Here is a 24,089-nt window from a genome sequence, read left to right as displayed (position 1 = left end):
ATACCGGGTGATGCTCGATGGATGAAGACGGCGATCTCCCTTCCCGACCCGGTCTTCGAGGCGGTGACGATGCGCGCGGCCGCGCTCGGCATGAGCCGCTCCGAGTTCCTCTCGGTGGCGGCGCAGCGGTATCTCCGTGACCTCGACGACGCGGCGCTCACCGGGCGCATCGACAGCGTGCTCGAGCGGATCGCGCTCGCTGAGGACGAGTCCAGCAGGTTCGCCATGGAGGCGGGACGCGCTCTGCTCGAACGCGAGGACTGGTGAGTCCCGAACCGCTCCGGCGCGGTGCCGTGTGCTGGGCGGACCTCGGGCCCGCGCGCGGGAGCGCGTCTGCCCACCGTCGCCCGGTCCTGGTCGTCCAGGCGGACGCCTACAACCGGTCGAGGCTGCGCACCGTCGCGGTGCTCGCCATCACCGGCAACACGGCGCTCGCCGAGCTCCCGGGCAATGTCTTCCTCCCTGCCGACGTCTCCGGGCTGCCCCGGGACTCGTGCGTGAACGTGACGGCGGTCACCGCCGTGGACCGGGAGGCCCTCGACGGCGAGGTCGTGCGCCTCCCGCCGCACCTCACGGACGAGGTCGATCGCGGGCTGTGCACGTTCCTCGCGCCCTGATCGCGCGCGCCGGACGCCCGACTACAGTTGACCCGTGGCTTTGGTACTGGGACTCGAGAGCACCTGCGATGAGACGGGCGTCGCGCTCGTGGAGGACGGCGAGCTGCTCGCCGACGTCGTCGCGTCGTCGATGGACGAGCACGCGCGCTTCGGCGGCATCGTCCCCGAGGTCGCCTCGCGCGCCCATCTCGAGGCCGTCCTGCCCACCCTCGACGAGGCGCTGAGCCGCGCGGGCCGCACGCTGTCCGACGTCGACGCGGTCGCGGTCGCGTCCGGCCCGGGCCTCGTGGGCTCGCTCACCGTCGGCGTCTCCGCCGCCAAGGCGCTCTCGCTCGGCCTCGGCCGGCCGCTGTACGGCGTCAACCACGTGATCGGGCACGCGGCCGTCGACCAGCTGGTCCATGGACGGTTCCCCGACCGCACGATGGCGCTCGTCGTCTCCGGCGGCCACACCTCGCTGCTCATGGTCGACGACATCGCGACGAACGTCCGCGAGCTCGGTCACACGCTGGACGATGCGGCGGGCGAGGCCTTCGACAAGGTCGGCCGCCTGCTCGGCCTGCCGTACCCGGGCGGCCCGCACGTCGACCGGCTCGCGCGCGAGGGCGACCCCGAGGCGATCCCGTTCCCGCGCGGCCTGTCCCGGCCCAAGGACATGGTGAACCACGCCTACGACTTCTCCTTCTCGGGCCTCAAGACCGCGGTTGCGCGCTGGGTCGAGGCCCGTCGCGCCTCCGGCCAGGAGATCCCCGTCGAGGACGTGTGCGCGAGCTTCGCGGCCGCCGTTGCAGACGTGCTCGTGACCAAGACCCTCAACGCGTGCCGCGAGCACGACGTCGAGACGCTCGTCATCGGCGGCGGCTTCTCCGCCAACAGCCAGCTCCGCGAGCTCGCGCAGGCCCGCGGCGAGGCCGCCGGCATCGACGTGCGCATCCCGCCGCTGCGCTACTGCACCGACAACGGTGCGATGATCGCGGCGCTCGGCTCGGCCGTCGTCGAGGCGGGCGTGAGGCCCAGCACCCTCGGCATCGGCGTCGACTCCTCGATGCCGCTGTCGACCATCACGGTCTGATGCGCCTGAGGGCGGTCGCCGCCGCGGTCCTCGCGGCCGCGGTCCTCGCAGGGTGCACGGCGGGGGACCCTGCGCCCTCGCCGAGCCCCTCGGCGTCGGAGGCCTCGCCCGAGGCGACCATCGCGGCGCCCGCGCCCGCCGCATCGTCCACCCCGAGCCCGACCCCCACGGTGGAGACGCTCGCGTGGGGGCCGACCGTCGCCGAGTGGGAGGACGCGCTCGCGACCGCGCGCGACCTGCCCCTGCGCCGGGCCGCCGGCCAGGTGATCGTCGCGGACCTCTACTCCCGGGACCCGGCCGCCGCGGCCGCGCTCGTGCGCGAGCACCACCTCGGCGGCGTCATCCTCATGGGCGGCGCGGCCCCGTCCGCCGACGCGGTCGCGGCGCTCGCGGCCCGCGTGCAGCGCGCCGACGACCGCGGCTGGCCGGTGTGGGTGTCCGCCGACGAGGAGGGCGGCATCGTCTCGCGCCTGTCGGGCGCCGTGCCGAGCCTGCCCGCCTTCATGGCGGCCGGCGCCGCGACGGACGATGCGGCGGTCACCGAGGCGTACCGGTCCTCCGCTGCGGACATGCGCGCGCTCGGCGTCACCGTCGACTACGCGCCCGTCGCGGACGTCACGCTGGGCCCGGCGGACCCCATCATCCGCACCCGTAGCGCCGGCGACGACCCGGATGCGGTCGCGGACACCGTGAGCGCCGCGGTCGCGGGCTTCGTCGACGGCGGCGTGGTGCCCGTGATCAAGCACTTCCCGGGGCACGGGTCCGTGACGGTCGACTCGCACGCGGGCCTGCCCGTCCAGGAGCGCGCCGTCACGCGCCTCGCCCGCACCGACATGGTGCCCTTCGCGCGCGCGATCGAGGCGGGAGCGCCCGTCGTCATGCTGGGTCACATCGCCGTGCCCGAGTGGGGCGACGACCCGGCCACGCTGGAGCCCGAGGCGTACGCGTACCTGCGTGAGGAGCTCGGCTTCACGGGCGTCGCGATCACCGATGCCCTCAACATGGCCGCGGTCGCCGACGGACGCTCCCAGGGCCAGGTCGCCGTCCGTGCGCTGCGCGCCGGCGCCGACGTGCTCCTCATGCCCGGCGACGTCGGCACGGTGATCGACGAGATCGCCGCCGCCGTCAGGGACGGCCGGCTGTCGCGCGACCGTCTCGACGAGGCCGCCGCGCGCTCCATCCTGCTGGCACGGTGGGCCGACGGCCTCGGCGGGGAGGAGCCGTCGCGCGCGTACGCGCGGACCTTCGCCGCGGCGGGCACCACCGTCGCCGCGCAGGACTGCGACCGGCCGCTCGTGCGGCGCCGAGCCACCGTGGTCGGGGGACCGGACGATGCGGTGCGCGCCCTCGTGCGCGAGCTCGAGTCGCACGGGGTCGAGGTAGGCGACGGCGGCACGTCGATCGCGTTGCTGTCCTCGGGCGGCTACCGTGCGACCGCCGACGTGGTGGTGTCGCTCGGCGGCCCGTGGGGGCTATTCGACTCGACCGCCGACGCGTACGTCGCGACCTACGGCGACTCCGCGGCCGCGATCCGCGGGCTCGCGGACGTGCTCCTGGGCGATGCGGAGCCTGGCGGCGACTGGCCCGTCGAGCTCGCGGGCGCGATGCCGGCCTGCGCGGCCTGATCCGCCGCCCACCCCACCCGCCACACCACGCCGTCGCCTCGCTCTGCGCCCTGCGAGGTCCTGAGTGCGCAGGGGACGCCTCAGGGTCAAGCGGTCCATGCATTGCGCGGCGTTGAGGAGGTCGTTGAGGGTCCGGACGTGGGGGGCGCGCGTGTCGACGGGCGGACGCGCGCGTCGTGTCCGCGTATGTCAACGCAGGCTTGAACAGGCCTCGTAGCGGGCAGCGGTACTGCCCCTCCGGCGGGGCTGTTCAAGCGATTCCTGAAATTAGCGCGCACGACTTGCACGCGGGCGCGCCGCACCGGGCGGTGCCGGTGGGCCGTCGCCGGCGAGGATCACGCAGGCTCGAGCGCGCCGCGCGCGGCCTCCCGGATGGCCGCCGCGACGGTGTCCAGCGCCGCGGACTGCACCCGCCACTGCTGCCAGTGCAGCGCCATGTCCTCGGCGGGATCGCCCAGGTCGACGAGCTCGAGCCCTTCTCGCTGCACGGCGGGCAGGAGCCCCCACCCCATGCCGAGCGCGATCGCGCGCGCGAACTCGGACGAGGACGGGACGCGGTGGCGCGGCGGCGCGTCAGGGTCCGCGCCCCTGGCCTCGAGCCAGCGGGTCTGGATGGTGTCGCGCCGGTCGAAGTCGACCACCGGCGCCACCGCGAGGGTCTCGGGCGAGACTCCCGCGCCGAACCATCGCGCCGCGAACGAGGGCGCCGCGACGGCTCGATAGCGCATACGCCCCAGCCGGGTCACGGAGCAGCCTGGGACCGCGGCGGCCCGCGTGGTCACGGCGGCGACCACCTCGCCGCGCTGGAGGAGGTCCGCGGTGTACTGCTCGTCCTCGCGGTGCAGATGCACGGTCGCGCCCAACCCGGGCAGCACGGCGGCGAGCGGCGGCAGCAGCCAGGTGGCGAGCGAATCCGCGTTGACCGCGATCCGCAGCGGGGCCGGCCGGTCCTCCGCGATCCCGAGGGTGGACGCAGCCTCGGCCTCGAGCAGCGCGACCTGGCGTGCGAAACGCACCACCGCCTCACCCGCGGGCGTGGGCCGTACGGGACGGGACCGCACCAGCAGCACCTGGCCGGTCAGGCGTTCCAGCGTCGCCAGCCGCTGGCTCACCGCGGACTGCGTGACGTGGAGGGCCCTTGCGCCGGCGTCGAGCGACCCCTCGTCGACGACGGCAGCCAGCGTCTGCGCGAGGTCGGCGGGGATCTTCATATAAGTAACGCTAATGCAGTATTCACAATTGTTAGTGGTGCTGTGGATAATCGGGCCCTACCGTGTCGCCATGACCTACCTCGCCGGGCTTGGCCTCGCCTTCTCGCTCATCGTCGCGATCGGCGCGCAGAACGTGTTCGTGCTGCGTCAGGGACTCCGGCGCGAGCACGTGGGGATCGTCGTGCTCATCTGCGCGGCGTCGGATGCTGTGCTGGTCGCGGCGGGGGTCGCGGGCATGGGCGCGGCGGTCGGCGGCGTGCCGTGGCTCGTCGCCGCCGCGCGCTGGGCCGGGGCCGCGTTCCTGCTCGGCTACGCGGTGCTCGCGGCGCGGCGCGCGCTGCGTCCGGAAGGGGAGCGCCTCGAGGTGGACGAGGCGCGGGTCGCGGTCCCCTCGGAGGTCGCGGCGGCCTCCGGCGCCCCGCGCGCGACCGAGGGGGCCGCCTCGTCCACGGCGGCGCCCGCATCGTCCTCCCGCACGGCGGTGGCGACGACGACCCGTACCGTCGTGGCGACCTGCCTCGCCCTCACGTGGCTCAACCCCCACGTCTACCTCGACACGGTGGTGCTGATGGGGACGGTCGGATCGACGCACGAGGCGCGGTGGCTGTTCGCGGCAGGCGCTGCGACCGCGAGCGCCGTGTGGTTCGCGGCGTTGGGCTACGGCGCGCGCCTGCTGTCGGGCGTGCTGGCGCGGCCTGGGGCGTGGCGCATCCTCGACGGCGCGATCGCGGTCGTGATGGCGGTGATCGCGGTGTCGCTCGCGGCGGGTGCCTGAGCGGGAGCCCGGCGTCCCGGGCCGGTCGTCAGAGCGTCGGGCCGACGAGCTCCGCCATCCGGCGGATGGTCGGCGCGGCGTGCGAGAAGAACCGGAAGTACCCGGGGCACAGGTGGTTGAGGCCGGGCTCGCCGTCGCGCGTGCGATCGAAGCGGTCCTTGGGGCAGCCGCCGTGGCAGGCCCACCGCACCGGGCACACGCGGCATTGCGACGGCAGGCTCGTGAGCTTCGCCTTCCCGAACTCGCGCTGCTCGGGAGACTGCAGGATCGACTGCAGCGACCGCTCGGCGACGTTGCCCCGCGAGTAGCCGGGCTCGACGTAGTGGTCGCACGCGTACACGTCGCCGGTGTGCTCCACGGCGAGCGCGCCGCCGCACTCGGGCGCGTGCACGCACATCGAGTACTGCCCGAGCGCGTTGCCCAGCATCACGTCGAAGTGCTGCACGAACATCGTGCCGACGTCGTGCGCGGCCCACTCGTCGAAGATCGCCGCCAGGAACTCGCCCCACGCAGCGGGATCGACGCTGCGGCTGGTCACGGCGTCGCCCTGCTGGCGGTACAGGATGCGCGTGCCGTTGCCGTCCTTCCAGCCCTGCTCCGCGATCGGCAGCTGGTCCGCGGTCACGCGCTCCACGATCGGGATGAACTGCACGTGCCGCGCGCCGAGGGTGTCGCGGAAGTAGCGGTAGACCTCGAGCCCGTGGTCCTGGTTGGCCGCGTGCACGGTGCAGAGGATGTTGTACTCGACGCCATGCCGACGCAGCACGTCGTGCCCGCGCGTCACCTGCGCGTGCGTGGCGCGGCCGGCCTTGTTGACGCGGTAGGCGTCATGGAGGTGCGCCGGGCCGTCGACGCTGAGGCCGATGAGGAAGCCGTTCGCCGCGAGGAACTCGCCCCACGCATCGTCCAGCAGCGTGCCGTTGGTCTGCAGCGTGTGCCGCACCGTCTGCCGGGGCCGCCTCAACTGCTCCGCGAGCTCGACCGCGCGCCGGAAGAACGGGATCCCGCGCATCGTCGGCTCGCCGCCCTGCCACGCGATCTCGACCTCGCCGTCCGGCTGCGAGCGCAGCAGATTGGCGAGGTAGGACTCGAGGCCGGCCTCGGACATGCGCTGGCCGTCGCTGTCGTACAGCAGCTCCTTGGACAGGAAGAAGCAGTACGTGCAGTCGAGGTTGCACGCCGCGCCGGTCGGCTTGGCCAGGACCGTGAACGGCAGCCGGCGGCGCCCGCCGGCTGCCAGCGGGTCGAGGCCGGGGACGGCGACGACGACGGGGCGCGAGGGCTCGGGTGAATCAGACATACCGTGACAATTCTACGGGGGTGGAGGTGGGAGGAGGTGGGACCGGAGGCCGGGGAGGCACGATGCGGCCGCCCACGTCGCCGCGGGCGACCGCATCGGTCACGCTCGGATCAGGAGACCCAGCCGCGCGGGTTCTCCTCCATCTCGGCGTCGCGGCGCTCGAGCTCGGCCTTCAGCTCGGCCACGACGTCGGGGTGCTTGCCGCTCACGTCGTAGGCCTCGCTCGGGTCGGTCTCGAGGTCGAACAGCCATGGGCCCTTCTGCTGAGCCACCGAGAAGCCGGCGTCGCTGGTCCCGTAGAGGTAGGGGTGCTTCGCGTAGTACTTGTACCGGCCGTCGCTCACCGCGATGAGCTGCTCGCCCGCGTAGTAGTAGTAGAAGTCGCTCACCTGGTCGCTCTCGCCCGCGAGCAGCGGGGCCATGGAGGAGCCGTCGAGCATGCGGTCCGCAGGCGCCTCGATGCCGACCCAGTCCAGGAGCGTCGGCAGGATGTCCGTGCCCATGGTCATGGTGTCGAGCACCTGCCCGCCCTCGATGCCCGCGGGCCAGTGGACCATGAACGGCACGAGCATGCCGCCCTCGTTGATGAGGCCCTTGCGTCCGCGGTGGTCGCCGGCATCGCCCTGGAACCAGGGCCCGTTGTCGCTGGTGACCATGATGATGGTGTTGTCGAGCTGGCCGGTCGCCTCGAGCTGGTCGACGATCCGCCCGATGCCGTCGTCGAGACCCTCGACGATGTCGCCGTACAGCCCGGCGTCCGAGCGGCCCTCGTTCTCCTCGGCCGCGAACAGCGGCTCGTGGGGGAAGTTGTGCGCGAAGTAGAGGAAGAACGGGTCGTCGCTCTCCGCCGCGTCGCCGATGAAGTCGACCGCCGCGTCCGTGTACAGCGCGTCGAGCTCCGTCTGGTCGACCTCGTCGATCAGCACGTCGTTGTCGCGGTAGATCTTGAACGGCGTCATGTCGTTCGAGTACCGCGAGCCGAGGAAGCTGTCGAAACCGAAGTCGTTGGGGAGCGAGCCTTCGGTGTCGCCGATGTGCCACTTCCCGATCATGCCCGTCCGATACCCGGAGGCCTGCAGCACGTCGGGGATGGTGATCTCGGCCTGGGTCAGCCCGAACGAGTCGCCCAGCGTGTTCATGAGGGCCAGCGGAGTGCCGGTGGGGAAGAGCACGTCGGGGACGGCAGCGCGCGGCGCGAGGCGGCCGGTGAGCATCGCCGCCCGCGAGGGCGTGCACACGGCCGAGGGCGAGTGGTAGTTCGTGAGCACCGCACCGTCCTCGGCGAGCGAGTCGAGGTGCGGCGTCTTGATGGGCGTGTCGCCCATGAAGCCGAGGTCCTCGTAGCCGAGGTCGTCGTAGTAGACCAGGAGCACGTTCGGCGCCTCGCCCGACGCGGTCGAGCCCTGGATCGCGTCGAGGTACTCGTCCTTCGACGCCTCGTGCTCGGGAGAGTTGTCGGGGCTGGCGGTGAGCGACTTGACCGCGACGTAGCCGCCGCCTGCGACGACGGCTGCGCCGGGGAGCGCCAGCGTGAGGCCGGTCGCCTTGAGGATCCGCTTGCCGCGGCCCCTCTTCGCGCGCGGCTCGACGGTGGTCTCCTCCGGCACGGGGGCCTCGGCGGGCGCGGGGGCCGCGACGTCCGCGGGCTCCGGGGGCAGTTCTGACGACAACGTTGTCCTCCTGTGACGGGACGCGACGGCGGTCCTCGCCCGCGCCCGACCTGCCGGCCGGGTGAGGGGTGTGTCGCTCCGTCGCGCCTTCTGGTGCAGTGCGTTCCTTCGGCGGATCCGCCGCTCAGTGCGCCCCCCCGGGCGTTCGGGCGAGCCGATCCGTGGCGACCATCGTAGACGAATATCAACCGACTGGTGGACATTGCCCGGGTGGGGCCGACGGGGCGCCCTGGTGCCTAGGCTGACCCCATGGCACGGATCACGGAGGCCCAGGTCGCGGAGGTGCGCCGCCGCGTCGAGGCGGGCGAGGCGCGCGTGACGGTCGCGGAGACGGTCGGGATCTCGAAGGCGAGCGTCGACTCGATCATGAGCGGACGCCGCGGCGGACCGAGCAAGCGCGCCGGCACGCTCACCCCCGAGCAGCTGGACTCGATCCGCGCACTCGCGGACGCGGGGATGTCGCAGACCGCGATCGCGCGCGAGGTCGGCACCAGCCAGCAGATGGTGTCGAAGACGTTGAAGGCGGCCCGCGAGGGCTAGACGGGCTCCACCAGCAGCGCCGCGTGGCGCCCCTCGAGGCGCGTCAGCACGAGCGTCGCGCGCCCGCTGCCGCGCAGCTTGAGGCGCGGTCGCAGCTGCTCGGGCGTGAGATCGACGCCGCGCTTCTTGATGTCGATGGTGCCGATGTCGCGCGCGTGCAGCTCGCGTGCGAGGACCTTGACGTCCAGCGGCAGGCGCTCGAGGACGCGGTAGGCGCGTGCGAACGGCGTCGCGATCGGCGCGTCCGCGGTGAGGTACGCGATCGAGGGGTCGACGAGGTGCGCCCCCAGCTGCGCGGCGAGCACCCCCACGAGCCCCGCACGGATCACCGCGCCGTCCGGCTCGAGCAGGTACGCGCCGAGCGGCCCCGCGGGTGCCCGGTCGGTCGGGCCCGCGATCTCGTGGCGCTCCTCGCCGCGGACCACCAGCGCGCTGTGCCCCGCCCGGCGTGCCGCCGCCCCCGCCCACAGCCCGACCTCGACCACGTCCCCGTCGACGCTCACCCACTGCGCCTCGAAGCCCTCGGGCACCGCCTCGTGCGGCAGCCCCGGCCCCGCCTTGACCCCGAGCGCGCGGTAGCGGGTCGCGAGGTCGAGCACCTGGTCGAGCGGCGGCGAGTAGTCGGCCGGGTCGTGGCGGCGCCCCCGTGCGTTGCGCCGCGCGGGATCCGCGAAGACCCCGTCGACGTCCGCCCCCTCGAGCAGCGCGAGGGAGTCGCCGTGGATCACGCGCGCGTCGGGCCAGGGGGAGAGGTTGTGGGCGGCGAGCACCGCGGTGGCCTCGTCGGCCTCGAAGGCGACCACCCCGAGCCCGCGTGCCGCGACCGCCCTCGCGTCCGCGCCGAGACCGGCGGTCAGGTCCGCGACCGCGCGGCATCCGGCCTCCGCGAAGCGCTCCGCGTGCAGCGCGGAGGCCACGGCCCGCGACGCCTGCTCGAGGCCTGCGCGGTGGAAGACCATGGCATCGGCGGCGTCGCCCAGGCGCGGGCGCGCCTCGCGGCGCAGCTCGGCGAGCGACATCGCGGCGGCCACCAGCGCGGGCTCGTGCCCCGCCTTGCGCAGCCGGCCCGCGACGGCCAACGCGTCGCGCGGCGACGTGTCGCGCAGCGACGCCGCGAGCTCGAGGCACGCGGGGCTCGCCGTGAGGCGCGCGGTGGCGGGGTCCATGCCCGGATCCTTTCACGCGCGGCGAACAGCGCCCCGCTCGTTAGCACTCTCCCATCACGAGTGCTAGATTGAATCCGCTCGCAAGAGCAAGGATCACTGGGACCGACCCCCGCGACGGCGGTCCCGCAGATCCGCATCCCGAACTTCGAGAACGGAAGGTGAGGTCCGCAGTGTCGGTCTCCATCAAGCCCCTGGAGGACAAGGTCGTCGTCAAGGCCGCCGCGGCCGAGACCACGACGGCGTCCGGCCTCGTGATCCCTGACACCGCCAAGGAGAAGCCCCAGGAGGGCGAGGTCGTGGCGGTCGGTCCGGGTCGCATCGACGACAACGGCAACCGTGTCCCGCTCGACGTCACCGTCGGCGACAAGGTCATCTACAGCAAGTACGGCGGCACCGAGGTCAAGTACGCCGGTGAGGAGTACCTCATCCTCTCGGCGCGCGACCTGCTCGCCATCGTCGGCTAAGCAGCCGCGAGCTTCGACGGGCCCCGGGGCGAACGCCCCGGGGCCCGTCCGCGTCTGCGCGCGGGCTCCGGGGCGTCCGCCCCTCGTACGGGTGCCGACATCGCGCATCGTCCCGGCGGACGATGCGCGGTCACCTGCGCCGGCTAGCTCGCCTTCTTGAGGCGGCCGGCGAGGATCGCGTGACGCTCGTCCTCGCTGAGCCCGCCCCACACGCCGAACGGCTCGCGCGCCTGAAGCGAGCGCTCGCGGCACGTGTCGAGCACGGGGCAGCCGGAGCAGAACTCCTTCGCCGCCTCCGCCCGGCGACGTCGCGCAGCACCGCGCTCGCCCTCCGGGTGGAAGAACAGGTCCGGGTCGGCTGCCCGGCACGCGCCTTCGTATTGCCACTCCCACTGGTCCTGAGTCGGTGCGGGCAGTTTCGCCACGGCCTCCATCACGCCCCCTCATGGGTTCGTTCGCCGGCCTGCCCCCAGGATGGCCCCATTGCCACCCAAGCCGAACATCTCCGCTGGTCAAACGCTCCCATCGGGCTTGTGGCCCTCCGTTCGCCGCTCCCTCACTGCCATTCATAACACTGTGAGACAGCCTTGGGAAGGCCCGATTTGCCTGGTTTCTCCCCCAGGTTCGAGAGCCTAGAATGTGCCAATGGCATCGCTCGATCACGATCCCTTCGGCTTCACCGGACTCACCTACGACGACGTGCTCCTGCTCCCGGGCGAGTCCGACGTCATCCCGTCCGAGGTCGACACCACGACGCGGCTGACCAAGGGCATCTCGGTGGCCGTGCCGCTGCTGTCCGCGGCCATGGACACCGTCACCGAGGCGCGCCTCGCGATCGCGCTCGCCCGCCTCGGCGGCATCGGCGTGCTCCACCGCAACCTCTCGATCGAGGACCAGGCGCACCAGGTCGAGATCGTCAAGCGCTCCGAGTCCGGCATGATCACCGACCCCGTGACCGTGGGCCCCGACGCGACGCTCGCCGAGCTCGACGCGCTGTGCGCGAAGTACCGCGTCTCGGGCCTGCCCGTGGTCGACGGCGACAACCGCCTCGTGGGCATCATCACCAACCGTGACCTGCGCTTCGTCAACACCTCGGAGTTCGCGACGCGCCTGGTCAAGGACCAGATGACGCCGATGCCGCTCATCACGGCGCGTGAGGGCGTGTCCAACGCCGAGGCCGCCGAGCTGCTCGCGAAGCACCGTGTCGAGAAGCTGCCGCTCGTCGACGCCGACGGCCGCCTCACGGGCCTCATCACCGTCAAGGACTTCGTCAAGACCGAGAAGTACCCGCTCGCCTCGAAGGACGAGGAGGGCCGCCTCCGCGTGGCCGCCGCCGTCGGCTTCTACGGCGACGCGTGGGAGCGCGCATCGGCGCTCGTCGAGGCCGACGTGGACGCGCTCGTCGTCGACACCGCGCACGGCCACGCGCGCAAGATGATCGAGATGATCCAGCGGCTCAAGTCCGATCCCGCGACCCGCCACGTGCAGGTGATCGGCGGCAACGTCGCCACCCGCGAGGGTGCGCAGGCGCTCGTGGACGCGGGCGTCGACGCCGTCAAGGTGGGCGTCGGCCCGGGCTCGATCTGCACCACCCGCGTCGTTGCCGGCGTGGGCGTGCCGCAGGTGACCGCCGTGCACGAGGCGTGGAAGGCGGCGCACCCCGCGGGCGTGCCCGTCATCGCCGACGGCGGCCTCCAGTACTCGGGCGACATCGCCAAGGCCATGGTGGCCGGCGCATCGTCCGTCATGCTCGGCTCGCTGTTCGCGGGCTGCGCCGAGACCCCGGGAGACCTGGTCCTCGTCAACGGCAAGCAGTTCAAGAGCTACCGCGGCATGGGCTCGATGGGCGCGATGGCGTCGCGCGGCCGCGTCTCGTACTCGAAGGACCGCTACTTCCAGGCCGACGCCCCGAGCGACGACGACCTCATCCCCGAGGGCATCGAGGGCCGCGTGCCGTACAAGGGCCCGCTGTCGTCGGTGGTCCGCCAGCTCGTCGGCGGCCTCGGCCAGTCGATGTTCTACGTGGGCGCCCGCACCATCCCCGAGCTGCAGGCGAAGGGCAAGTTCGTGCGCATCACCCCGGCCGGGCTCAAGGAGTCGCACCCGCACGACGTGCAGATCACGGTCGAGGCGCCGAACTACGCCGGTCGCAACTAGGCGCGGCCCGGCCCGCGCGTGGATCTCGCCTGGCAGACGCTGGCGATCCTCGCGGTCGTCGCGCTGGTCGCGGGCTTCCTCGACACCCTCGCGGGCGGCGGGGGACTGCTGACGCTGCCCGCGCTGCTGCTCGCCGGCGTGCCGCCGCTGCAGGCGCTCGGCACCAACAAGCTGCAGGGGTCCTTCGGGACCGGGATGGCCACGTGGCAGGTGATCCGGCGCCGTCGCGTCCGATGGGACGATGCGCGGTGGCCGATGCTGTGGGCGTTCCTCGGGTCCGCCGCCGGGTCGATCGCGATCCAGTTCGCCGACCCCGAGCCGCTGCGGGTCGTCATCCCCGTGGTCCTCGCGATCATCGCCGCCTACTTCGCCTTCGTGCCGAAGGCGCACCGCCCGCCGGACCACGAGCGCATGTCCGCGGCGCCGTACGAGGCGACGGTGGTGCCCGCGATCGGCGCCTACGACGGCGCCTTCGGCCCCGGCACCGGGTCGCTGTTCGCGCTGTCGGGCGTGACGCTGCGCGCGTACCCGCTGGTGCGGTCGACGGCCGTCGCGAAGACCCTCAACTTCGCCACCAACATCGCGTCGCTGCTGGTGTTCGCCTTCGCCGGGCAGATGGCCTGGGCGGTGGGCGGCGCGATGATCGGCGGCCAGCTGGTGGGGGCCTACGTCGCGTCCCACGTGCTGTTCAAGGTGAACCCCGTGGTGCTGCGGGTGCTCATCGTCGTGGTGAGCGTCGCGATGCTGGTGAGGTACCTGCTGGGGTGATCGCTACGCCGAGGCCTGGCCACGCTTGCGGGTCTTCAGCGGCGGCACCACCAGCGTCGGAATCGCGCGCTTCAGGAACTTGTCGAAATGCGGCACCGTGAACGCGGCGAAGCCATGCTCTGGCGTGTAGAGCAGCCCCATGTTGATCAGCTCCGCCCGCGTAGGTCCGAGGTTCGTCGATGTGCGCCCCATCGCATCGGCGACGTCAGAGGCCTTCTGAGGTTCGGGGCCGAGCTCGGCCATCGCGCGCAGGTAGGCGCGTTGCAGTTCCGTGGCGCGGTCGAGCCGCACGCGGAAGAAGGACTCGTCGAGCTTTGACTCGTAGGCGGGGAGTGCTGCGAGCAGGTCTTCGCGCGTGATCGTCGGGTCGTCGGCGACGGTCCAGACCGCGTACCCCAGCTCTTGGAGGAAGTAGGGGTATCCACCGGTAATCGCGACAGCCTCGTCCAGGGCGGCCGGTTCGTACGAAGCGTCTTCCTCCTCCGCCGGGCGCTGGAGGGCCGCCTTCGCGTCCGCTGCGCTGAGATTGCCGATCGATGGGAACTTGAACAGGCGCTCGGCGTAGGACTTCGCGTCGCCGGCTAGCTCTGCGATCTGTGGCAGACCTGCGGCGACCATCGTGATGGGGAGCTTGCGCTGGACCATCTTGTGAAGGGCTGCGATCACCGCCTCGAGTTGGATCTTGCTCAGGAACTGGACCTCGTCGAAGAGCAGCACGACTCCGCGTCCCTGCTCTGATGCCGCCTCGCCGAGTGCGACGAGGACGTCTGTCAGGTCCATTGCCAGGTTGTGGTGGTCTGCGAACCCTTCGGCCGCCTCGACGTCGAGGCCAGCGCTCCAAGTCCCATCGGGATCGACACTGACGGAGAATGACTTGAGCACTGCGGCAGCATGCTTGAAGCGGTCTGTCCACCGTGCCTTGGGGGAGAGCTCGTACAGCGCGGTCCGCAACTTGGCGCCGAGATCGCGGCGGAACTGCAGGTCGTCGTTCTTCGACACCTCGAGTTCGATCACTACCCAACGTCGCCCCAGCGCCTTGCTGCGGAACTGCCCAAGGAGCACTGTCTTGCCGACACCGCGGAGGCCGGTGATGATCATCGACTGCTCCGCTCGCCCTCGCTCGATCCGCGCGAGCAGGAGGTCGAACGAGCCCAGCTGATCATCGCGTCCCACGACTGCCTGGGGTTCAGCCCCCGCATTGGGCGTGTAGGGGTTCGATAGTGCATCCATGGCAGCGATGTTAGTGATCTTAGGTGGTTTTATCTAGAACGAATAAGATCATCTAATTCCTGTAACAGTCTGTGGTTCGGAGCTGCATCGCCATTGCCTGTGCCCGACGCAACCGGCGTACCGAGGCGTGCTCGAGCTTCGTGACCAGGCACGATGCGGTCGAGGCAGGCCTGGTACGCCGGTCGCGTGGCGCGGCGACGGTGTTGCGGCGCCACGCCGATCAGGGGTAGAGGCCTCGCAGGCGGTGGGCCTCCGTGACGCGCTGGACCGCCAGGGCGGTGGCGGCCTCGCGGTAGGACAGGCCGTGGGCGCCGGCGTAGTCGACCACGTCGTGCCACGCGCGGGTCATGCGCTCCTCGAGCCGGTCGTTCACGTCCCGCTCCGACCACTGGTACGCCTGGTTCGCCTGCACCCACTCGAAGTAGGAGACCACCACGCCGCCCGCGTTCGCGAGGATGTCCGGCACCACGAGGACGTTCTTGTCGGCGAGGATCGCGTCGGCCTCGCGGGTGGTGGGGCCGTTGGCGCCCTCGACGATGATCTTCGCCTGCACCTTGGCGGCGTTGTCGCCGGTGAGCACGCCCTCGACCGCGGCCGGCACCACGACGTCGACGTCGAGCGTGAGGATGGAGCCCGGGTCGATCGACTCGGTGCCCTCGAAGCCCGCGACCGAGCCCGTCGCGTCGACGTGCTCCGCGAGGCGGCCGATGTCGAGCCCCCGCTCGTCGTAGATGGCGCCGTCGATGTCGGACACCGCGAGCACCTTGACCCCCGCCGCCGCGAGGAAGCGCGCCGCGTCGCGGCCGACCTTGCCGAAGCCCTGCACCGAGGCGGTGGTGTGCGCCGGGTCGAGCCCGTGCGAGGCCATCGCCATGAGCGCGATGTGGGCGACGCCGCGCGACGTCGCGGCGGCGCGGCCGAGCGAGCCGCCGAGGCTCACAGGCTTGCCCGTGACGACGCCCGGGACGGTGTGCCCCATGGCGGCGGAGTAGGTGTCCATCATCCAGGCCATCGTCCGCTCGTCGGTGCCGATGTCCGGCGCGGGGATGTCCTTCGTCGGCCCGATGATCGGCAGGATCTCCGACGTGTAGCGCCGCGTCACGCGCTCGAGCTCGGCGACCGAGTGCTCGCGCGGGTCGATCGCGATGCCGCCCTTGGCGCCGCCGTACGGCACGTCGACGAGCGCGCACTTCCAGGTCATCCACATGGCGAGCGCGCGGACCTCGTCGAGGTCGACGTTGGCGGCGAAGCGCAGGCCGCCCTTGGCCGGTCCGCGCGAGAAGTTGTGCTGCACCCGGTAGCCCGAGTAGACCGCGATCGAGCCGTCGTCACGGCGGAGCGGGACGCTCACCATGAGCTCGCGTCGCGGGGTGGAGAGCATCTGGCGGGTCCCGCCGTTGAAGCCCAGGTGTGCCAGTGCGGACTCGAGCTGTGCGAGCGCGTCCGTGAGAGGGCCGGCCCCGGTAGGGGTGGCCGTCGTGGTGGTGGACCACGTCATTGTGACCTCCAGAGGTGTGTTCCACGACAGTAACCCCGTGCGGAGGGTGCTCAGTTCGCCACGTGGGCCAGGCGACGATGCGCGGTTGGCCCACGCGTACAGCGTCGGGCGGGCGTCCCGTGCGGTACGCGCGGGACGATGCGGCTCAGAAGAGCGTGCCGGCCTCCCCCTCGTCCGCGGTGCCGGTCGAGGCGGCGGCGAGCGCGGGTGCCCCGACCGGCCAGATCGGATCCGGGAGGTCGTCGGTGGTGCCCTTGGACTTGAGCCACGCGCCGAAGCGCACGGCCCAGTCGTGATGCGCGGCCGCCTGAAGGTCGTGCAGCGAGTCGAGCGGGGTGTCGCGCATCGCGGGGTGCGCGGCGGCGAGCGCGTGGACCAGCTCGAGCGTGGCGAGCACGTCGGCGTCCGCGGCGTGGAGGTCGTCCGCGACGACCTTGACGGCGTAGAGGGTGCACAGATCGATGAGCTTGCGCTTGCCCTTGCGGTACTGGTCGAGCTTGCGGTCGAGCACGAGCGGGTCCACGACCGGGCGGACCTCCTCGCGGTCGAGCCGCGAGGCGAGCGACGGCAGGCCGTGCCGGGCGAGCTCGTGCTCGAGCAGCGTGAGGTCGAACTGCGCGTTGAAGGCGACCACCGGGAAGCCGGCGTCGAGCGCCTCGGCGAGCGCGGTCGCGATCTCCTCGAGAGCCTCGGGCGGTTGGACGCCCTCGGCCCGCGCCTTCTCCGTGGAGATGCCGTGGACGGCGCTCGCGGACGCGGGGATGTCGACGCCGGGGTCGATCAGCCACGTGCGCGTCGCGACCTCGTCGCCGCGACGCGTGATGACCGCCGCGGTGACGATGCGGTCGTGGGCGGTGGACACGCCCGTCGTCTCGGTGTCGAAGCCCACCATGGTCTCGTCGAGCCAGCTCATGGTCCTAGCCTGGCACGCCCCTCCGACCTTCCGTGCGACGTTGTCCCCAGGCGTCGGCGGGACCGCGGGGCCCGCGCATCGTCCCGCCGTGCCGTCCCACCCGGACGATAGGGTGGAGCCCGTGAGCAACGAGATCGAGATCGGCCGCGGCAAGCGCGGTCGCCGTGCCTACTCCTTCGACGACATCGCGGTGGTGCCGTCGCGACGCACGCGCGACCCCAAGGTGGTGAGCCTCGGCTGGCAGATCGACGCCTTCCAGTTCGAGATCCCTGTGATCGGCGCGCCGATGGACTCCGTGATGAGCCCCGCGACAGCGATCGCGCTCGGCAACGCGGGCGGCCTCGGCGTGCTCGACCTCGAGGGCCTGTGGACCCGCTACGAGGACCCCACCGCGGTGCTCGAGGAGATCGCGACGCTCGGCACGGAGGCCGCGACCTCGCGCATGCAGGAGATCTACCGCGAGCCCATCAAGGACGAGCTCATCACGGCGCGCCTCCAGGAGATCCGTGCGGCGGGCGTGGTGGTCGCCGGCGCGCTGAGCCCGCAGCGCACGCAGGAGCACTACGAGACCGTGCTCAAGGCGGGCGTGGACCTCTTCGTCATCCGCGGCACCACCGTGTCGGCCGAGCACGTCTCGGACGGCGCCGAGCCGCTCAACCTCAAGAAGTTCATCTACGACCTCGACGTGCCCGTCATCGTCGGCGGCGCATCGACCTACCAGGCCGCCCTGCACCTCATGCGCACGGGCGCGGCGGGCGTGCTCGTCGGCTTCGGCGGCGGCGCGGCGCAGACCACGCGCACCACGCTCGGCATCCACGCCCCCATGGCGACCGCGGTCTCCGACGTCGCGGCCGCGCGTCGCGACTACCTCGACGAGTCGGGCGGCCGCTACGTGCACGTCATCGCGGACGGCGGCCTCGGCCGCTCGGGCGACATCGTCAAGGCGATCGCGTGCGGCGCGGACGCGATCATGCTCGGCGCCGCGCTCGCGCGCGCCGACGAGGCGCCGGGCGCCGGCTTCCACTGGGGCCCCGAGGCGCACCACCCCGAGCTGCCGCGCGGCGAGCGCGTCCACGTGGGCACCACCGGCACGCTCGACGAGATCCTCTTCGGGCCCGGCACGCACGCCGACGGCACCTCGAACCTCATGGGGGCGCTGCGGCGGTCGATGGCGACCACCGGCTACTCGGACCTCAAGGAGTTCCAGCGCGTCGACATCGTGGTGAGCCCCTACCAGGCCGGCTAGAGGCATCCTGCGAGGCGCCCGGGCGGATCATCCGCCCGGGCGCCTTCGCGTCTGCCTGGGATCAGGCCAGCGGTTCAAGCAGCGTCTGCCAGCGGTGTGCGGCGTGCTGGTTGTGGAAGAAGCGTACGAGTAGCGCGCCCACCGCTACCGCTGCTACTGAGCGCACCACGAGCACGAACATGTCAGGGACTCCCGCGCTGTCCACAAGTTGCGTCAGCACAAAGACAAGGAAGGTCATTGCGGTTGCGGCAAACGGCGTCCGAGCGGCTTCGGCTTTCACAAGGGACAAGAGGACTCGAGCATCCGCAGACGGGCCCGTGACAGCGGCGAGTGCCGCAAGATCAACTGCACTCGGATCGCGCACGATGTCGACGAAGCTCTTCCGGTGGATCGGCTCCAAGCCGATTGCTGTAGCGGCTGCCTCGTCGATGGTGGACGCGCTCGCGCGCGGTCCTGTCGTTGTAGTCATTGATGCTCCCTAATTCTGGGCGCGGTCGCGCCGACGTTCCCATCGGCCGGGACAGAGACAAGTTGAGGAGAACTCCGTTACGAGTTGTTGGGCGCTGTTTCGCGGAGCGCGCATTCATCCGGTCGTGCGTCGGTCGCAGGCTCCTAAGTTAACGCGGCTTCACATTCTCGGTGTTCCTGTGCCATGCTCAGGAGTGCACGCGGCGAGCAATGGCGCCCGACCCGCGTGGTCCCAGGAGCGGGCGCCGGTCAGGAGTCCCCACATGAAGGCTGTGCGATTCGACGCGTGGAAGACGCGCCCCGCCCTCGTCGACGTCGAGCGGCCCGTGCCCGGGCCGGGCGAGGTGCTGCTCAAGGTCGCCGGCTCCGGGGCCTGCCACTCCGACGTCGCGCTGTACGCGATCTTCGACCAGGACATCGCGATGCCCCAACTGCGGCCGTCGTACATCCTCGGCCACGAGGTGACCGGCTGGATCGAGGAGACCGGGCCGGGCGTGACCGGCCTGGAGAAGGGCGCCGCCTACATGGTCTACGCCGCGCGGGGCTGCGGCCACTGCGCGGCCTGCGCCCGCGGCGAGGACACGCTGTGCGACAACGTCGCGACGATGACCTCGCTGGGCAGCGGCCTCGGCCTGGACGGCGGCATGGCGGAGTACATGACGGTGCCCGTCCGCAACCTGGTCCCGCTCGGCGACGCGGACCCGATCGCGGCCGCGCCGCTGGTGGACGCGGGCCTCACCGCGTACCACGCCGTCAAGCTCGCCTTGCCCCAGCTCTCTGCGGGCGGGCGGACCGCCCTGGTGATCGGGCTGGGCGGGGTGGGCCAGCTCGCGGTCCAGATCCTCGGGTCCATGACCGCGGCCACCGTCTACGCCACCGATCTCAAGGAGGAGGCGACCGCGCTCGCCGCAGGCCGCGGCGCCGTCATCGTCGAGCAGGGCGAGGACCAGGCGGCGCGCATCCGCGAGGCCACCGGAGGGCGTGGCGTCGACGCGGTCTTCGACCTGGTCGGCAGCGCCGAGACGATCGCGCTCGCGCAGGCCGTGGTCGCCGTCCGCGGCCGCATCACCGTCGTGGGGCTCGCGGGTGGTCGCACGGACTGGGGCTTCTACACGACGCCCTTCGAGGCGGAGCTCACCGGCACCTACATGGGCACGCTCGAGGAGCTGCACGAGCTCGCCGCGCTCTACCGCGACGGCCGGCTCGAGGTCGACGTCACCCCCTATGCGCTGGACGATGCGCTCGACGCCTACGCACGCCTCGAGACCGGGACGATGCTCGGGCGGGCGGTCATCGTGCCGCACGGCGAGATCGCGCCGGCCGATGCCGGGGCGGCGGCCGAGGAGGTGCCGGCGACGGTCTGACGTCCGGGACGGCGGCGCCGAGCGGGGCGCCGCCGTCAGCGCGGCGGCAGGACGGTGAGCGCCTCGACGACGGCGTCGCGCCCGCGCAGGGCGGCGACGGCCGCGCCCACCGCGGGCAGCGGCCCCGCGATCATCGTGACCGCGCCCGCGGCGTCGCCGTGACGGTGCACGGTCACGCCGTCCTCGACGGCGAAGTCGCCCGGCACGCCGGTGAGCACCGCGACGGCCCGGACGCGCGCATCGTCCGCACGGATGAGCGTCACCTCCCGCACCACCGCGAGCCGCTCGAGGGTGCGCACGAGGACGTGGGCGAGGCGCTCGGAGGCCGCGAACTCCACGGACATGGTGCCGACTCCGGCGTGGACGTCGAGCGTGGAGAGCGAGCCGAAGCTCACGCCGCGCTCGGAGAAGACGCCGGTGAGTGCGGCGGATGCGCCGCTGCGGTCCTCGACCTGGACGAAGGCGAACCACCGCTGGTTGATGGTGCTCATCGCGCGCCCCCGCCCCAGGCCACGAGCGACTCGTTGATCGATTGCGCGACCTCCCACAGGGCGCGCGTCTCGTCGGGCGCGAGCTCGTCCAGCATCACCCGGGACCACCCGTCCGGTCCCACCGCGACCGGCACCCCGAGCACGCCTCGCCAGGGGATACCGCCCAGCTCGATCTCGCCGTCGAGCAGCACCTGTCCGGCGACCACGATGTCACGGCCGTCGAGCACGGTCCGCACGAGGTCGACGGTCGCGTTCGCGGTGCCGTGGGCGGTCTTGGCGCCGCTCTGATGGGTGAGGTAGGGGCGGATGACGGCCTGGATGTCCGGCGGGTAGGAGTCGACGGCGGAGAAGGCGGCGGCGATGCCGGGCGCCTCGGAGATGCGCTGCTTCGCGGCGCGCACCTCGGAGACGAAGGACGCGAGGGTGCGCTCCCCGCGCAGCCGCTCGACGATCTCGAAGCGCTCGTCGGGGTCGAGCCCCCGCAGGCGCACCGTCGACCACAGCGGCACCATGCGGTCGCCGTGCTGGCCGGCGACGAAGCCGCCGACGCGGTGGCGGCGGATGCCCAGGGTGTTCGCGATCTCGCGGCGGAAGCGCAGGGTATCGAGCCACGCGCCCATCCCGATGACGCGGTGGCGGCCCAGGCGGCGGGCGAACACCTCGACCGCGAGCTCGACCGGGTTGGAGACCACGATGACGACCTCGTGGCCGCTGCCGTGCGCGGCGATCGCGTCCGCGTACTGCTCGAAGACCAGGCGGTTGTCCTCCGCGAGCCGGTCGCGGTCGATGGGCCGGCCGGTGCCGGTGGGCAGCGTGCGCCCCGCGGTCATCACGATGACGTCCGCGACCACGTCCTCGGGGCGGGTGGCGACGTCGATGTGGGGCGCGTGCTCGTCGTGCGCGTCGATGAGGTCGACGCGCAGCCCATGCACCGCGTCGCCCGACGAGCCGCCGGGTCGGCCCACGAGCTGCAGGCGCGACGTGGGCCCCAGCTCGCCCCGCTCGATCAGCTGCCCGCAGATCGCCCTGCCGACATCCCCCGTCGCTCCGACGATCGCCACATCCATGCCGTCGAGCGTACGCGGGGGATGTTTCGGGCGGATGCACGCTCAGCGGTATCGGGGAGCGGTCGACCGGCCGCATCCGTACCGCCAGCGGTATCGAGGGTGCGGTGGCGGGGTGGCGGGGTGGCGGGGTGCGGTGGGAGAGGGCTCAGCCGAGCTGCTCGGACAGCTCCAGCCAGCGCTCCTCGAGCTCGGCGTTCTCGTCCGCGAGCTCCTGCAGCGCCTTCATCCGCTTGGTGAGGCCGGCGAAGTCCGACTGGTCGTGCATGGCCATCTCGTTGTGGGTGCCCTCGGTGAGCTCCTGGATCTTCGCCATGCGGCGCTCGACGGCCTTGAGCTCCTTCTCGACCGCGCGCCGCTCCGCGCCCGACAGGGCCGGTGCCGCGGCGGACGATGCGGGGGTGGCGGGGGAGGACGGGGCGGCCGCCGCATCCTCCCCCTGCCCGAACGTGCCGATGCCGGACGTGCCGGCGCGGCGCTCGCGGGACAGCTCGACGTACTCGTCGACGCCGCCGGGCAGGTGGCGCAGGCCGCCGTCCATGACCGCGTACTGCTGGTCGGTGATGCGCTCCATGAGGTAGCGGTCGTGGCTCACCACCACGAGCGTGCCGGGCCACGAGTCGAGCAGGTCCTCGAGCGCCGCGAGCATGTCGGTGTCGAGGTCGTTCGTGGGCTCGTCGAGGACCAGCACGTTGGGCTCGCTCAGCAGCACCACGAGCAGCTGGAGGCGGCGGCGCTGGCCTCCGGAGAGACGTCCCACCGGCGTCTTCAGCTGCGCGGACGTGAAGCCCATGCGCTCGAGCAGCTGGCCCGGGGTCATCTCCTGGCCGTCGGACAGCTGGATCGAGGAGAAGCGCTTGGCCACGGCGGACACCCGCTCGTCGGCCAGGTCCTCGAGCTCGGCGAGCTGCTGGCTCAGCTGCGCGACGCGCACCGTGAGGCCGGTCTTCACGCGGCCGGCGGTGGGCTCCTGCTCGCCGGTGATGAGCCGCAGCAAGGTGGACTTGCCGGCGCCGTTCTCGCCCAGGAGGCCGATGCGATCGCCGGGGCCGAGGTTGAAGTCGAGGCCGCGGAGGACCTGCTTGTCGCCGTAGCTCACGCCGACGCGGACGAGCTCGACGACGTCCTTGCCCAGTCGCGCGGCGGCCATGCGGTGCAGCTTGACGGTGTCGCGGATGGGCGGGACGTCCGCGATGAGCGCGTTGGCGGCGTCGATGCGGAACTTCGGCTTGGAGGTGCGGGCCGGCGCGCCGCGGCGCAGCCAGGCGAGCTCCTTGCGCATGAGGTTCTGGCGGCGCTGCTCGGTGACCGCGGCGATGCGGTCGCGCTCGACGCGCTGGAGCACGTACGCGGCGTAGCCGCCCTCGTACATGTCGACCTCGCCGTCGTGCACCTCCCACGTGCGGGTCGAGACCTCGTCGAGGAACCAGCGGTCGTGGGTGACGACCAGGAGGGCGCCGCGGTTGGCGGGCCAGCGCCGCTTGAGATGGTCGGCGAGCCACGTGACGCCCTCGACGTCGAGGTGGTTGGTGGGCTCGTCGAGGAAGATCGCGTCGTGGTCGCCCACGAGGACGTGGGCCAGGGCGACGCGGCGCTGCTGGCCGCCGGAGAGGTCGCCCACGACGGTGTCGGCCGCGATGTCGGGCACCAGGCCGGACATGATGTCGCGGACGCGCGGGTCCGCGGCCCACTCGTGCTCGTCGCGGTCGCCGACGATCGCCTGGGCCACGGTGAGCGATTCGTCGACGTGGTCGGACTGGTCGAGGACCGCGATCCGGGTGCCGCGGGCGACGGTGACGCGACCGTCGTCCGGCTCGATGCGGCCGGCGAGGACCTTGAGAAGCGTCGACTTGCCCGCACCGTTCGCGCCGACCATGCCGATGCGGTCGCCGTCGTCGAGCCCGATCGAGATCGAGCCGAGCACCGGTCCGGTGCCGAAGTCCAGGTGAAGCGCCTCGGCGCCAAGCAGGTGAGCCACCCATCAAGGGTAGTCGCGCCGTGCGGGCGCGCGGTGCGTCAGGCGCGCTCGAGCACCACGACGGGGATCTCGCGGTCGGTCCTCGCCTGGTAGGAGTCGTAGTCGGGCCACGCCTCGACCATCGCCGCCCACATCGCGGGCTTCTCCTCCGCCGTCGCGACGCGTGCGCGGGCGCGGAACCGGTCGGCCCTCACCTGCACCGTGACCTCCGGGTCCGCGGTGAGGTTGACGAACCAGGCCGGCGGCGCGGCGGCGCCGCCGTTCGAGGCGACCACGAGGTACGCGTCGCCCCACTCGCGGTAGATGAGGGCGCTGGCGCGCTCGGTACCCGTCCGCCGCCCGGTCGTGGTGAGCAGCAGGACGCTGGTGCCGCGGCGCCAGTCGTGCCCGTCGGCGCCGTCGGTCTCGAGGTAGCGCGCCACGTGGGCGGCTCCGTGCAGGTCCATCGCGGAGGTCATGGCGTCCATTGTGC

Annotated in this window: 24 protein-coding genes; 11 read left to right on the top strand and 13 right to left on the bottom strand. The window is 72.3% G+C overall.

The annotated features are described in order from the left end of the window. The first annotated feature begins 21 nt into the window (after positions 1-21). Genes QQX09_RS04075 through QQX09_RS04060 form a run of 4 tightly spaced genes read left to right on the top strand, consistent with a single transcriptional unit; the run spans position 22 to position 3,314 of the window. A complete protein-coding gene (locus QQX09_RS04075) occupies positions 22-267 on the top strand; it encodes a type II toxin-antitoxin system HicB family antitoxin (protein WP_301131488.1) in 246 nt (81 codons plus the stop codon). Next, positions 264-617: a type II toxin-antitoxin system PemK/MazF family toxin gene (locus QQX09_RS04070; RefSeq protein WP_301131487.1), complete on the top strand. Its 354-nt coding sequence runs from the start codon at positions 264-266 to the stop codon at positions 615-617. The genes QQX09_RS04075 and QQX09_RS04070 overlap by 4 nt, the downstream gene beginning before the upstream one ends. 34 nt (positions 618-651) lie before the next feature. Continuing rightward, a complete protein-coding gene (tsaD, locus tag QQX09_RS04065; protein ID WP_301131485.1) occupies positions 652-1,689 on the top strand; it encodes a tRNA (adenosine(37)-N6)-threonylcarbamoyltransferase complex transferase subunit TsaD in 1,038 nt (345 codons plus the stop codon). After that, positions 1,689-3,314 (top strand): glycoside hydrolase family 3 N-terminal domain-containing protein, encoded by a 1,626-nt coding sequence (locus QQX09_RS04060; protein WP_301131484.1) that lies wholly within the window; start codon positions 1,689-1,691, stop codon positions 3,312-3,314. Before tsaD ends, QQX09_RS04060 begins: the two co-directional genes overlap by 1 nt. A gap of 335 nt (positions 3,315-3,649) precedes the next feature. On the opposite strand, the gene QQX09_RS04055 is transcribed toward QQX09_RS04060, so the two are convergent. Then, positions 3,650-4,525 (bottom strand): LysR family transcriptional regulator ArgP, encoded by an 876-nt coding sequence (locus QQX09_RS04055; protein WP_301131483.1) that lies wholly within the window; start codon positions 4,523-4,525, stop codon positions 3,650-3,652. Positions 4,526-4,595: 70 nt separating this feature from the next. On the opposite strand from QQX09_RS04055, the gene QQX09_RS04050 reads away from it, so the two are divergent. After that, a complete protein-coding gene (locus QQX09_RS04050; RefSeq protein WP_301131481.1) occupies positions 4,596-5,300 on the top strand; it encodes a LysE/ArgO family amino acid transporter in 705 nt (234 codons plus the stop codon). Positions 5,301-5,328: 28 nt separating this feature from the next. On the opposite strand, the gene QQX09_RS04045 is transcribed toward QQX09_RS04050, so the two are convergent. Together QQX09_RS04045 and QQX09_RS04040 are read right to left on the bottom strand one after the other, a co-directional pair. Beyond that, complete coding sequence (locus tag QQX09_RS04045) at positions 5,329-6,600, bottom strand: anaerobic sulfatase maturase (protein ID WP_301131479.1); 1,272 nt, start codon at positions 6,598-6,600, stop codon at positions 5,329-5,331. A gap of 110 nt (positions 6,601-6,710) precedes the next feature. Next, positions 6,711-8,270 (bottom strand): sulfatase family protein, encoded by a 1,560-nt coding sequence (locus QQX09_RS04040; RefSeq protein ID WP_301131478.1) that lies wholly within the window; start codon positions 8,268-8,270, stop codon positions 6,711-6,713. Positions 8,271-8,519: 249 nt separating this feature from the next. Here QQX09_RS04040 and QQX09_RS04035 point away from each other — a divergent pair, with 249 nt between their 5' ends. Beyond that, entirely contained in the window at positions 8,520-8,810 is a 291-nt protein-coding gene (locus tag QQX09_RS04035; protein ID WP_301131477.1) for a helix-turn-helix domain-containing protein, read from the top strand. On the opposite strand, the gene QQX09_RS04030 is transcribed toward QQX09_RS04035, so the two are convergent. Continuing rightward, entirely contained in the window at positions 8,807-9,976 is a 1,170-nt protein-coding gene (locus QQX09_RS04030; RefSeq protein WP_301131476.1) for a class I SAM-dependent methyltransferase, read from the bottom strand. The two genes, QQX09_RS04035 and QQX09_RS04030, sit on opposite strands and share 4 nt — an antisense overlap. A gap of 170 nt (positions 9,977-10,146) precedes the next feature. Between QQX09_RS04030 and groES the strand changes: the two genes are divergently transcribed. Further along, positions 10,147-10,440, top strand: coding sequence for a co-chaperone GroES (gene groES / locus QQX09_RS04025; RefSeq protein ID WP_301131474.1), 294 nt, complete (start codon positions 10,147-10,149; stop codon positions 10,438-10,440). Positions 10,441-10,583: 143 nt separating this feature from the next. Here the strand turns inward: groES and QQX09_RS04020 are convergent, their stop codons facing one another. Further along, positions 10,584-10,874, bottom strand: coding sequence for a WhiB family transcriptional regulator (locus QQX09_RS04020; RefSeq protein WP_062298375.1), 291 nt, complete (start codon positions 10,872-10,874; stop codon positions 10,584-10,586). A gap of 211 nt (positions 10,875-11,085) precedes the next feature. Between QQX09_RS04020 and guaB the strand changes: the two genes are divergently transcribed. Beyond that, entirely contained in the window at positions 11,086-12,597 is a 1,512-nt protein-coding gene (gene guaB / locus QQX09_RS04015; protein ID WP_301131473.1) for an IMP dehydrogenase, read from the top strand. An 18-nt stretch (positions 12,598-12,615) separates the two neighbouring features. Beyond that, on the top strand, positions 12,616-13,365 hold the full coding sequence (locus QQX09_RS04010) for a TSUP family transporter (protein WP_301131472.1): 750 nt from the start codon (positions 12,616-12,618) through the stop codon (positions 13,363-13,365). 3 nt (positions 13,366-13,368) lie between these two features. On the opposite strand, the gene QQX09_RS04005 is transcribed toward QQX09_RS04010, so the two are convergent. The 3 genes from QQX09_RS04005 to QQX09_RS03995 all read right to left on the bottom strand — a co-directional run bounded on the left by QQX09_RS04005 (position 13,369) and on the right by QQX09_RS03995 (position 17,006). Next, the gene (locus tag QQX09_RS04005) at positions 13,369-14,595 is read right to left on the bottom strand and encodes an ATP-binding protein (RefSeq protein ID WP_301131471.1); all 1,227 of its coding nucleotides are present in this window, start codon (positions 14,593-14,595) and stop codon (positions 13,369-13,371) included. Between the two features lie 220 nt (positions 14,596-14,815). Further along, positions 14,816-16,093 carry a Glu/Leu/Phe/Val family dehydrogenase gene (locus QQX09_RS04000; RefSeq protein ID WP_301131470.1) on the bottom strand — a complete coding sequence of 426 codons (1,278 nt, stop codon included), beginning with the start codon at positions 16,091-16,093 and terminating at the stop codon, positions 14,816-14,818. Positions 16,094-16,238: 145 nt separating this feature from the next. Next, positions 16,239-17,006, bottom strand: coding sequence for an exonuclease domain-containing protein (locus QQX09_RS03995; protein WP_301131468.1), 768 nt, complete (start codon positions 17,004-17,006; stop codon positions 16,239-16,241). Positions 17,007-17,127: 121 nt separating this feature from the next. Between QQX09_RS03995 and QQX09_RS03990 the strand changes: the two genes are divergently transcribed. Continuing rightward, complete coding sequence (locus tag QQX09_RS03990) at positions 17,128-18,252, top strand: GuaB3 family IMP dehydrogenase-related protein (protein WP_301131467.1); 1,125 nt, start codon at positions 17,128-17,130, stop codon at positions 18,250-18,252. Between the two features lie 61 nt (positions 18,253-18,313). On the opposite strand, the gene QQX09_RS03985 is transcribed toward QQX09_RS03990, so the two are convergent. Further along, complete coding sequence (locus QQX09_RS03985; protein ID WP_301131465.1) at positions 18,314-18,721, bottom strand: hypothetical protein; 408 nt, start codon at positions 18,719-18,721, stop codon at positions 18,314-18,316. A 262-nt stretch (positions 18,722-18,983) separates the two neighbouring features. On the opposite strand from QQX09_RS03985, the gene QQX09_RS03980 reads away from it, so the two are divergent. Beyond that, positions 18,984-20,084, top strand: coding sequence for an alcohol dehydrogenase catalytic domain-containing protein (locus QQX09_RS03980; RefSeq protein ID WP_301131463.1), 1,101 nt, complete (start codon positions 18,984-18,986; stop codon positions 20,082-20,084). Between the two features lie 35 nt (positions 20,085-20,119). Here QQX09_RS03980 and QQX09_RS03975 read toward each other — a convergent pair whose 3' ends face one another. The 4 genes from QQX09_RS03975 to QQX09_RS03960 form a co-directional block, all read right to left on the bottom strand. After that, on the bottom strand, positions 20,120-20,575 hold the full coding sequence (locus tag QQX09_RS03975) for a hypothetical protein (RefSeq protein ID WP_301131461.1): 456 nt from the start codon (positions 20,573-20,575) through the stop codon (positions 20,120-20,122). Then, entirely contained in the window at positions 20,572-21,642 is a 1,071-nt protein-coding gene (locus tag QQX09_RS03970; RefSeq protein WP_301131459.1) for a malate dehydrogenase, read from the bottom strand. The genes QQX09_RS03975 and QQX09_RS03970 overlap by 4 nt, the downstream gene beginning before the upstream one ends. A 145-nt stretch (positions 21,643-21,787) precedes the next feature. After that, a complete protein-coding gene (locus QQX09_RS03965) occupies positions 21,788-23,563 on the bottom strand; it encodes an ABC-F family ATP-binding cassette domain-containing protein (protein WP_436969045.1) in 1,776 nt (591 codons plus the stop codon). A gap of 92 nt (positions 23,564-23,655) precedes the next feature. Beyond that, entirely contained in the window at positions 23,656-24,075 is a 420-nt protein-coding gene (locus QQX09_RS03960; RefSeq protein ID WP_301131457.1) for a nitroreductase/quinone reductase family protein, read from the bottom strand. Positions 24,076-24,089: the final 14 nt, after the last annotated feature.

The sequence above is a fragment of the Demequina litoralis genome (assembly GCF_030418455.1).
GTDB lineage: Bacteria > Actinomycetota > Actinomycetes > Actinomycetales > Demequinaceae > Demequina > Demequina litoralis.
This window is presented reverse-complemented; position numbering and strand designations above follow the sequence as displayed.

What these genes read in the sequence shown, in the direction of transcription:
- QQX09_RS04075 (WP_301131488.1), top strand. Translation starts at nt 22, where the DNA reads ATGAAGACGGCGATCTCCCTTCCCGACCCGGTCTTCGAGGCGGTGACG.
- QQX09_RS04060 (WP_301131484.1), top strand. Translation starts at nt 1,689, where the DNA reads ATGCGCCTGAGGGCGGTCGCCGCCGCGGTCCTCGCGGCCGCGGTCCTC.
- QQX09_RS04055 (WP_301131483.1), bottom strand. Translation starts at nt 4,525, where the DNA reads ATGAAGATCCCCGCCGACCTCGCGCAGACGCTGGCTGCCGTCGTCGAC.
- QQX09_RS04050 (WP_301131481.1), top strand. Translation starts at nt 4,596, where the DNA reads ATGACCTACCTCGCCGGGCTTGGCCTCGCCTTCTCGCTCATCGTCGCG.
- QQX09_RS04045 (WP_301131479.1), bottom strand. Translation starts at nt 6,600, where the DNA reads ATGTCTGATTCACCCGAGCCCTCGCGCCCCGTCGTCGTCGCCGTCCCC.
- QQX09_RS04035 (WP_301131477.1), top strand. Translation starts at nt 8,520, where the DNA reads ATGGCACGGATCACGGAGGCCCAGGTCGCGGAGGTGCGCCGCCGCGTC.
- QQX09_RS04030 (WP_301131476.1), bottom strand. Translation starts at nt 9,976, where the DNA reads ATGGACCCCGCCACCGCGCGCCTCACGGCGAGCCCCGCGTGCCTCGAG.
- QQX09_RS04020 (WP_062298375.1), bottom strand. Translation starts at nt 10,874, where the DNA reads ATGGAGGCCGTGGCGAAACTGCCCGCACCGACTCAGGACCAGTGGGAG.
- guaB (WP_301131473.1), top strand. Translation starts at nt 11,086, where the DNA reads ATGGCATCGCTCGATCACGATCCCTTCGGCTTCACCGGACTCACCTAC.
- QQX09_RS04005 (WP_301131471.1), bottom strand. Translation starts at nt 14,595, where the DNA reads ATGGATGCACTATCGAACCCCTACACGCCCAATGCGGGGGCTGAACCC.
- QQX09_RS04000 (WP_301131470.1), bottom strand. Translation starts at nt 16,093, where the DNA reads ATGACGTGGTCCACCACCACGACGGCCACCCCTACCGGGGCCGGCCCT.
- QQX09_RS03995 (WP_301131468.1), bottom strand. Translation starts at nt 17,006, where the DNA reads ATGAGCTGGCTCGACGAGACCATGGTGGGCTTCGACACCGAGACGACG.
- QQX09_RS03985 (WP_301131465.1), bottom strand. Translation starts at nt 18,721, where the DNA reads ATGACTACAACGACAGGACCGCGCGCGAGCGCGTCCACCATCGACGAG.
- QQX09_RS03980 (WP_301131463.1), top strand. Translation starts at nt 18,984, where the DNA reads ATGAAGGCTGTGCGATTCGACGCGTGGAAGACGCGCCCCGCCCTCGTC.
- QQX09_RS03975 (WP_301131461.1), bottom strand. Translation starts at nt 20,575, where the DNA reads ATGAGCACCATCAACCAGCGGTGGTTCGCCTTCGTCCAGGTCGAGGAC.
- QQX09_RS03970 (WP_301131459.1), bottom strand. Translation starts at nt 21,642, where the DNA reads ATGGATGTGGCGATCGTCGGAGCGACGGGGGATGTCGGCAGGGCGATC.
- QQX09_RS03960 (WP_301131457.1), bottom strand. Translation starts at nt 24,075, where the DNA reads ATGACCTCCGCGATGGACCTGCACGGAGCCGCCCACGTGGCGCGCTAC.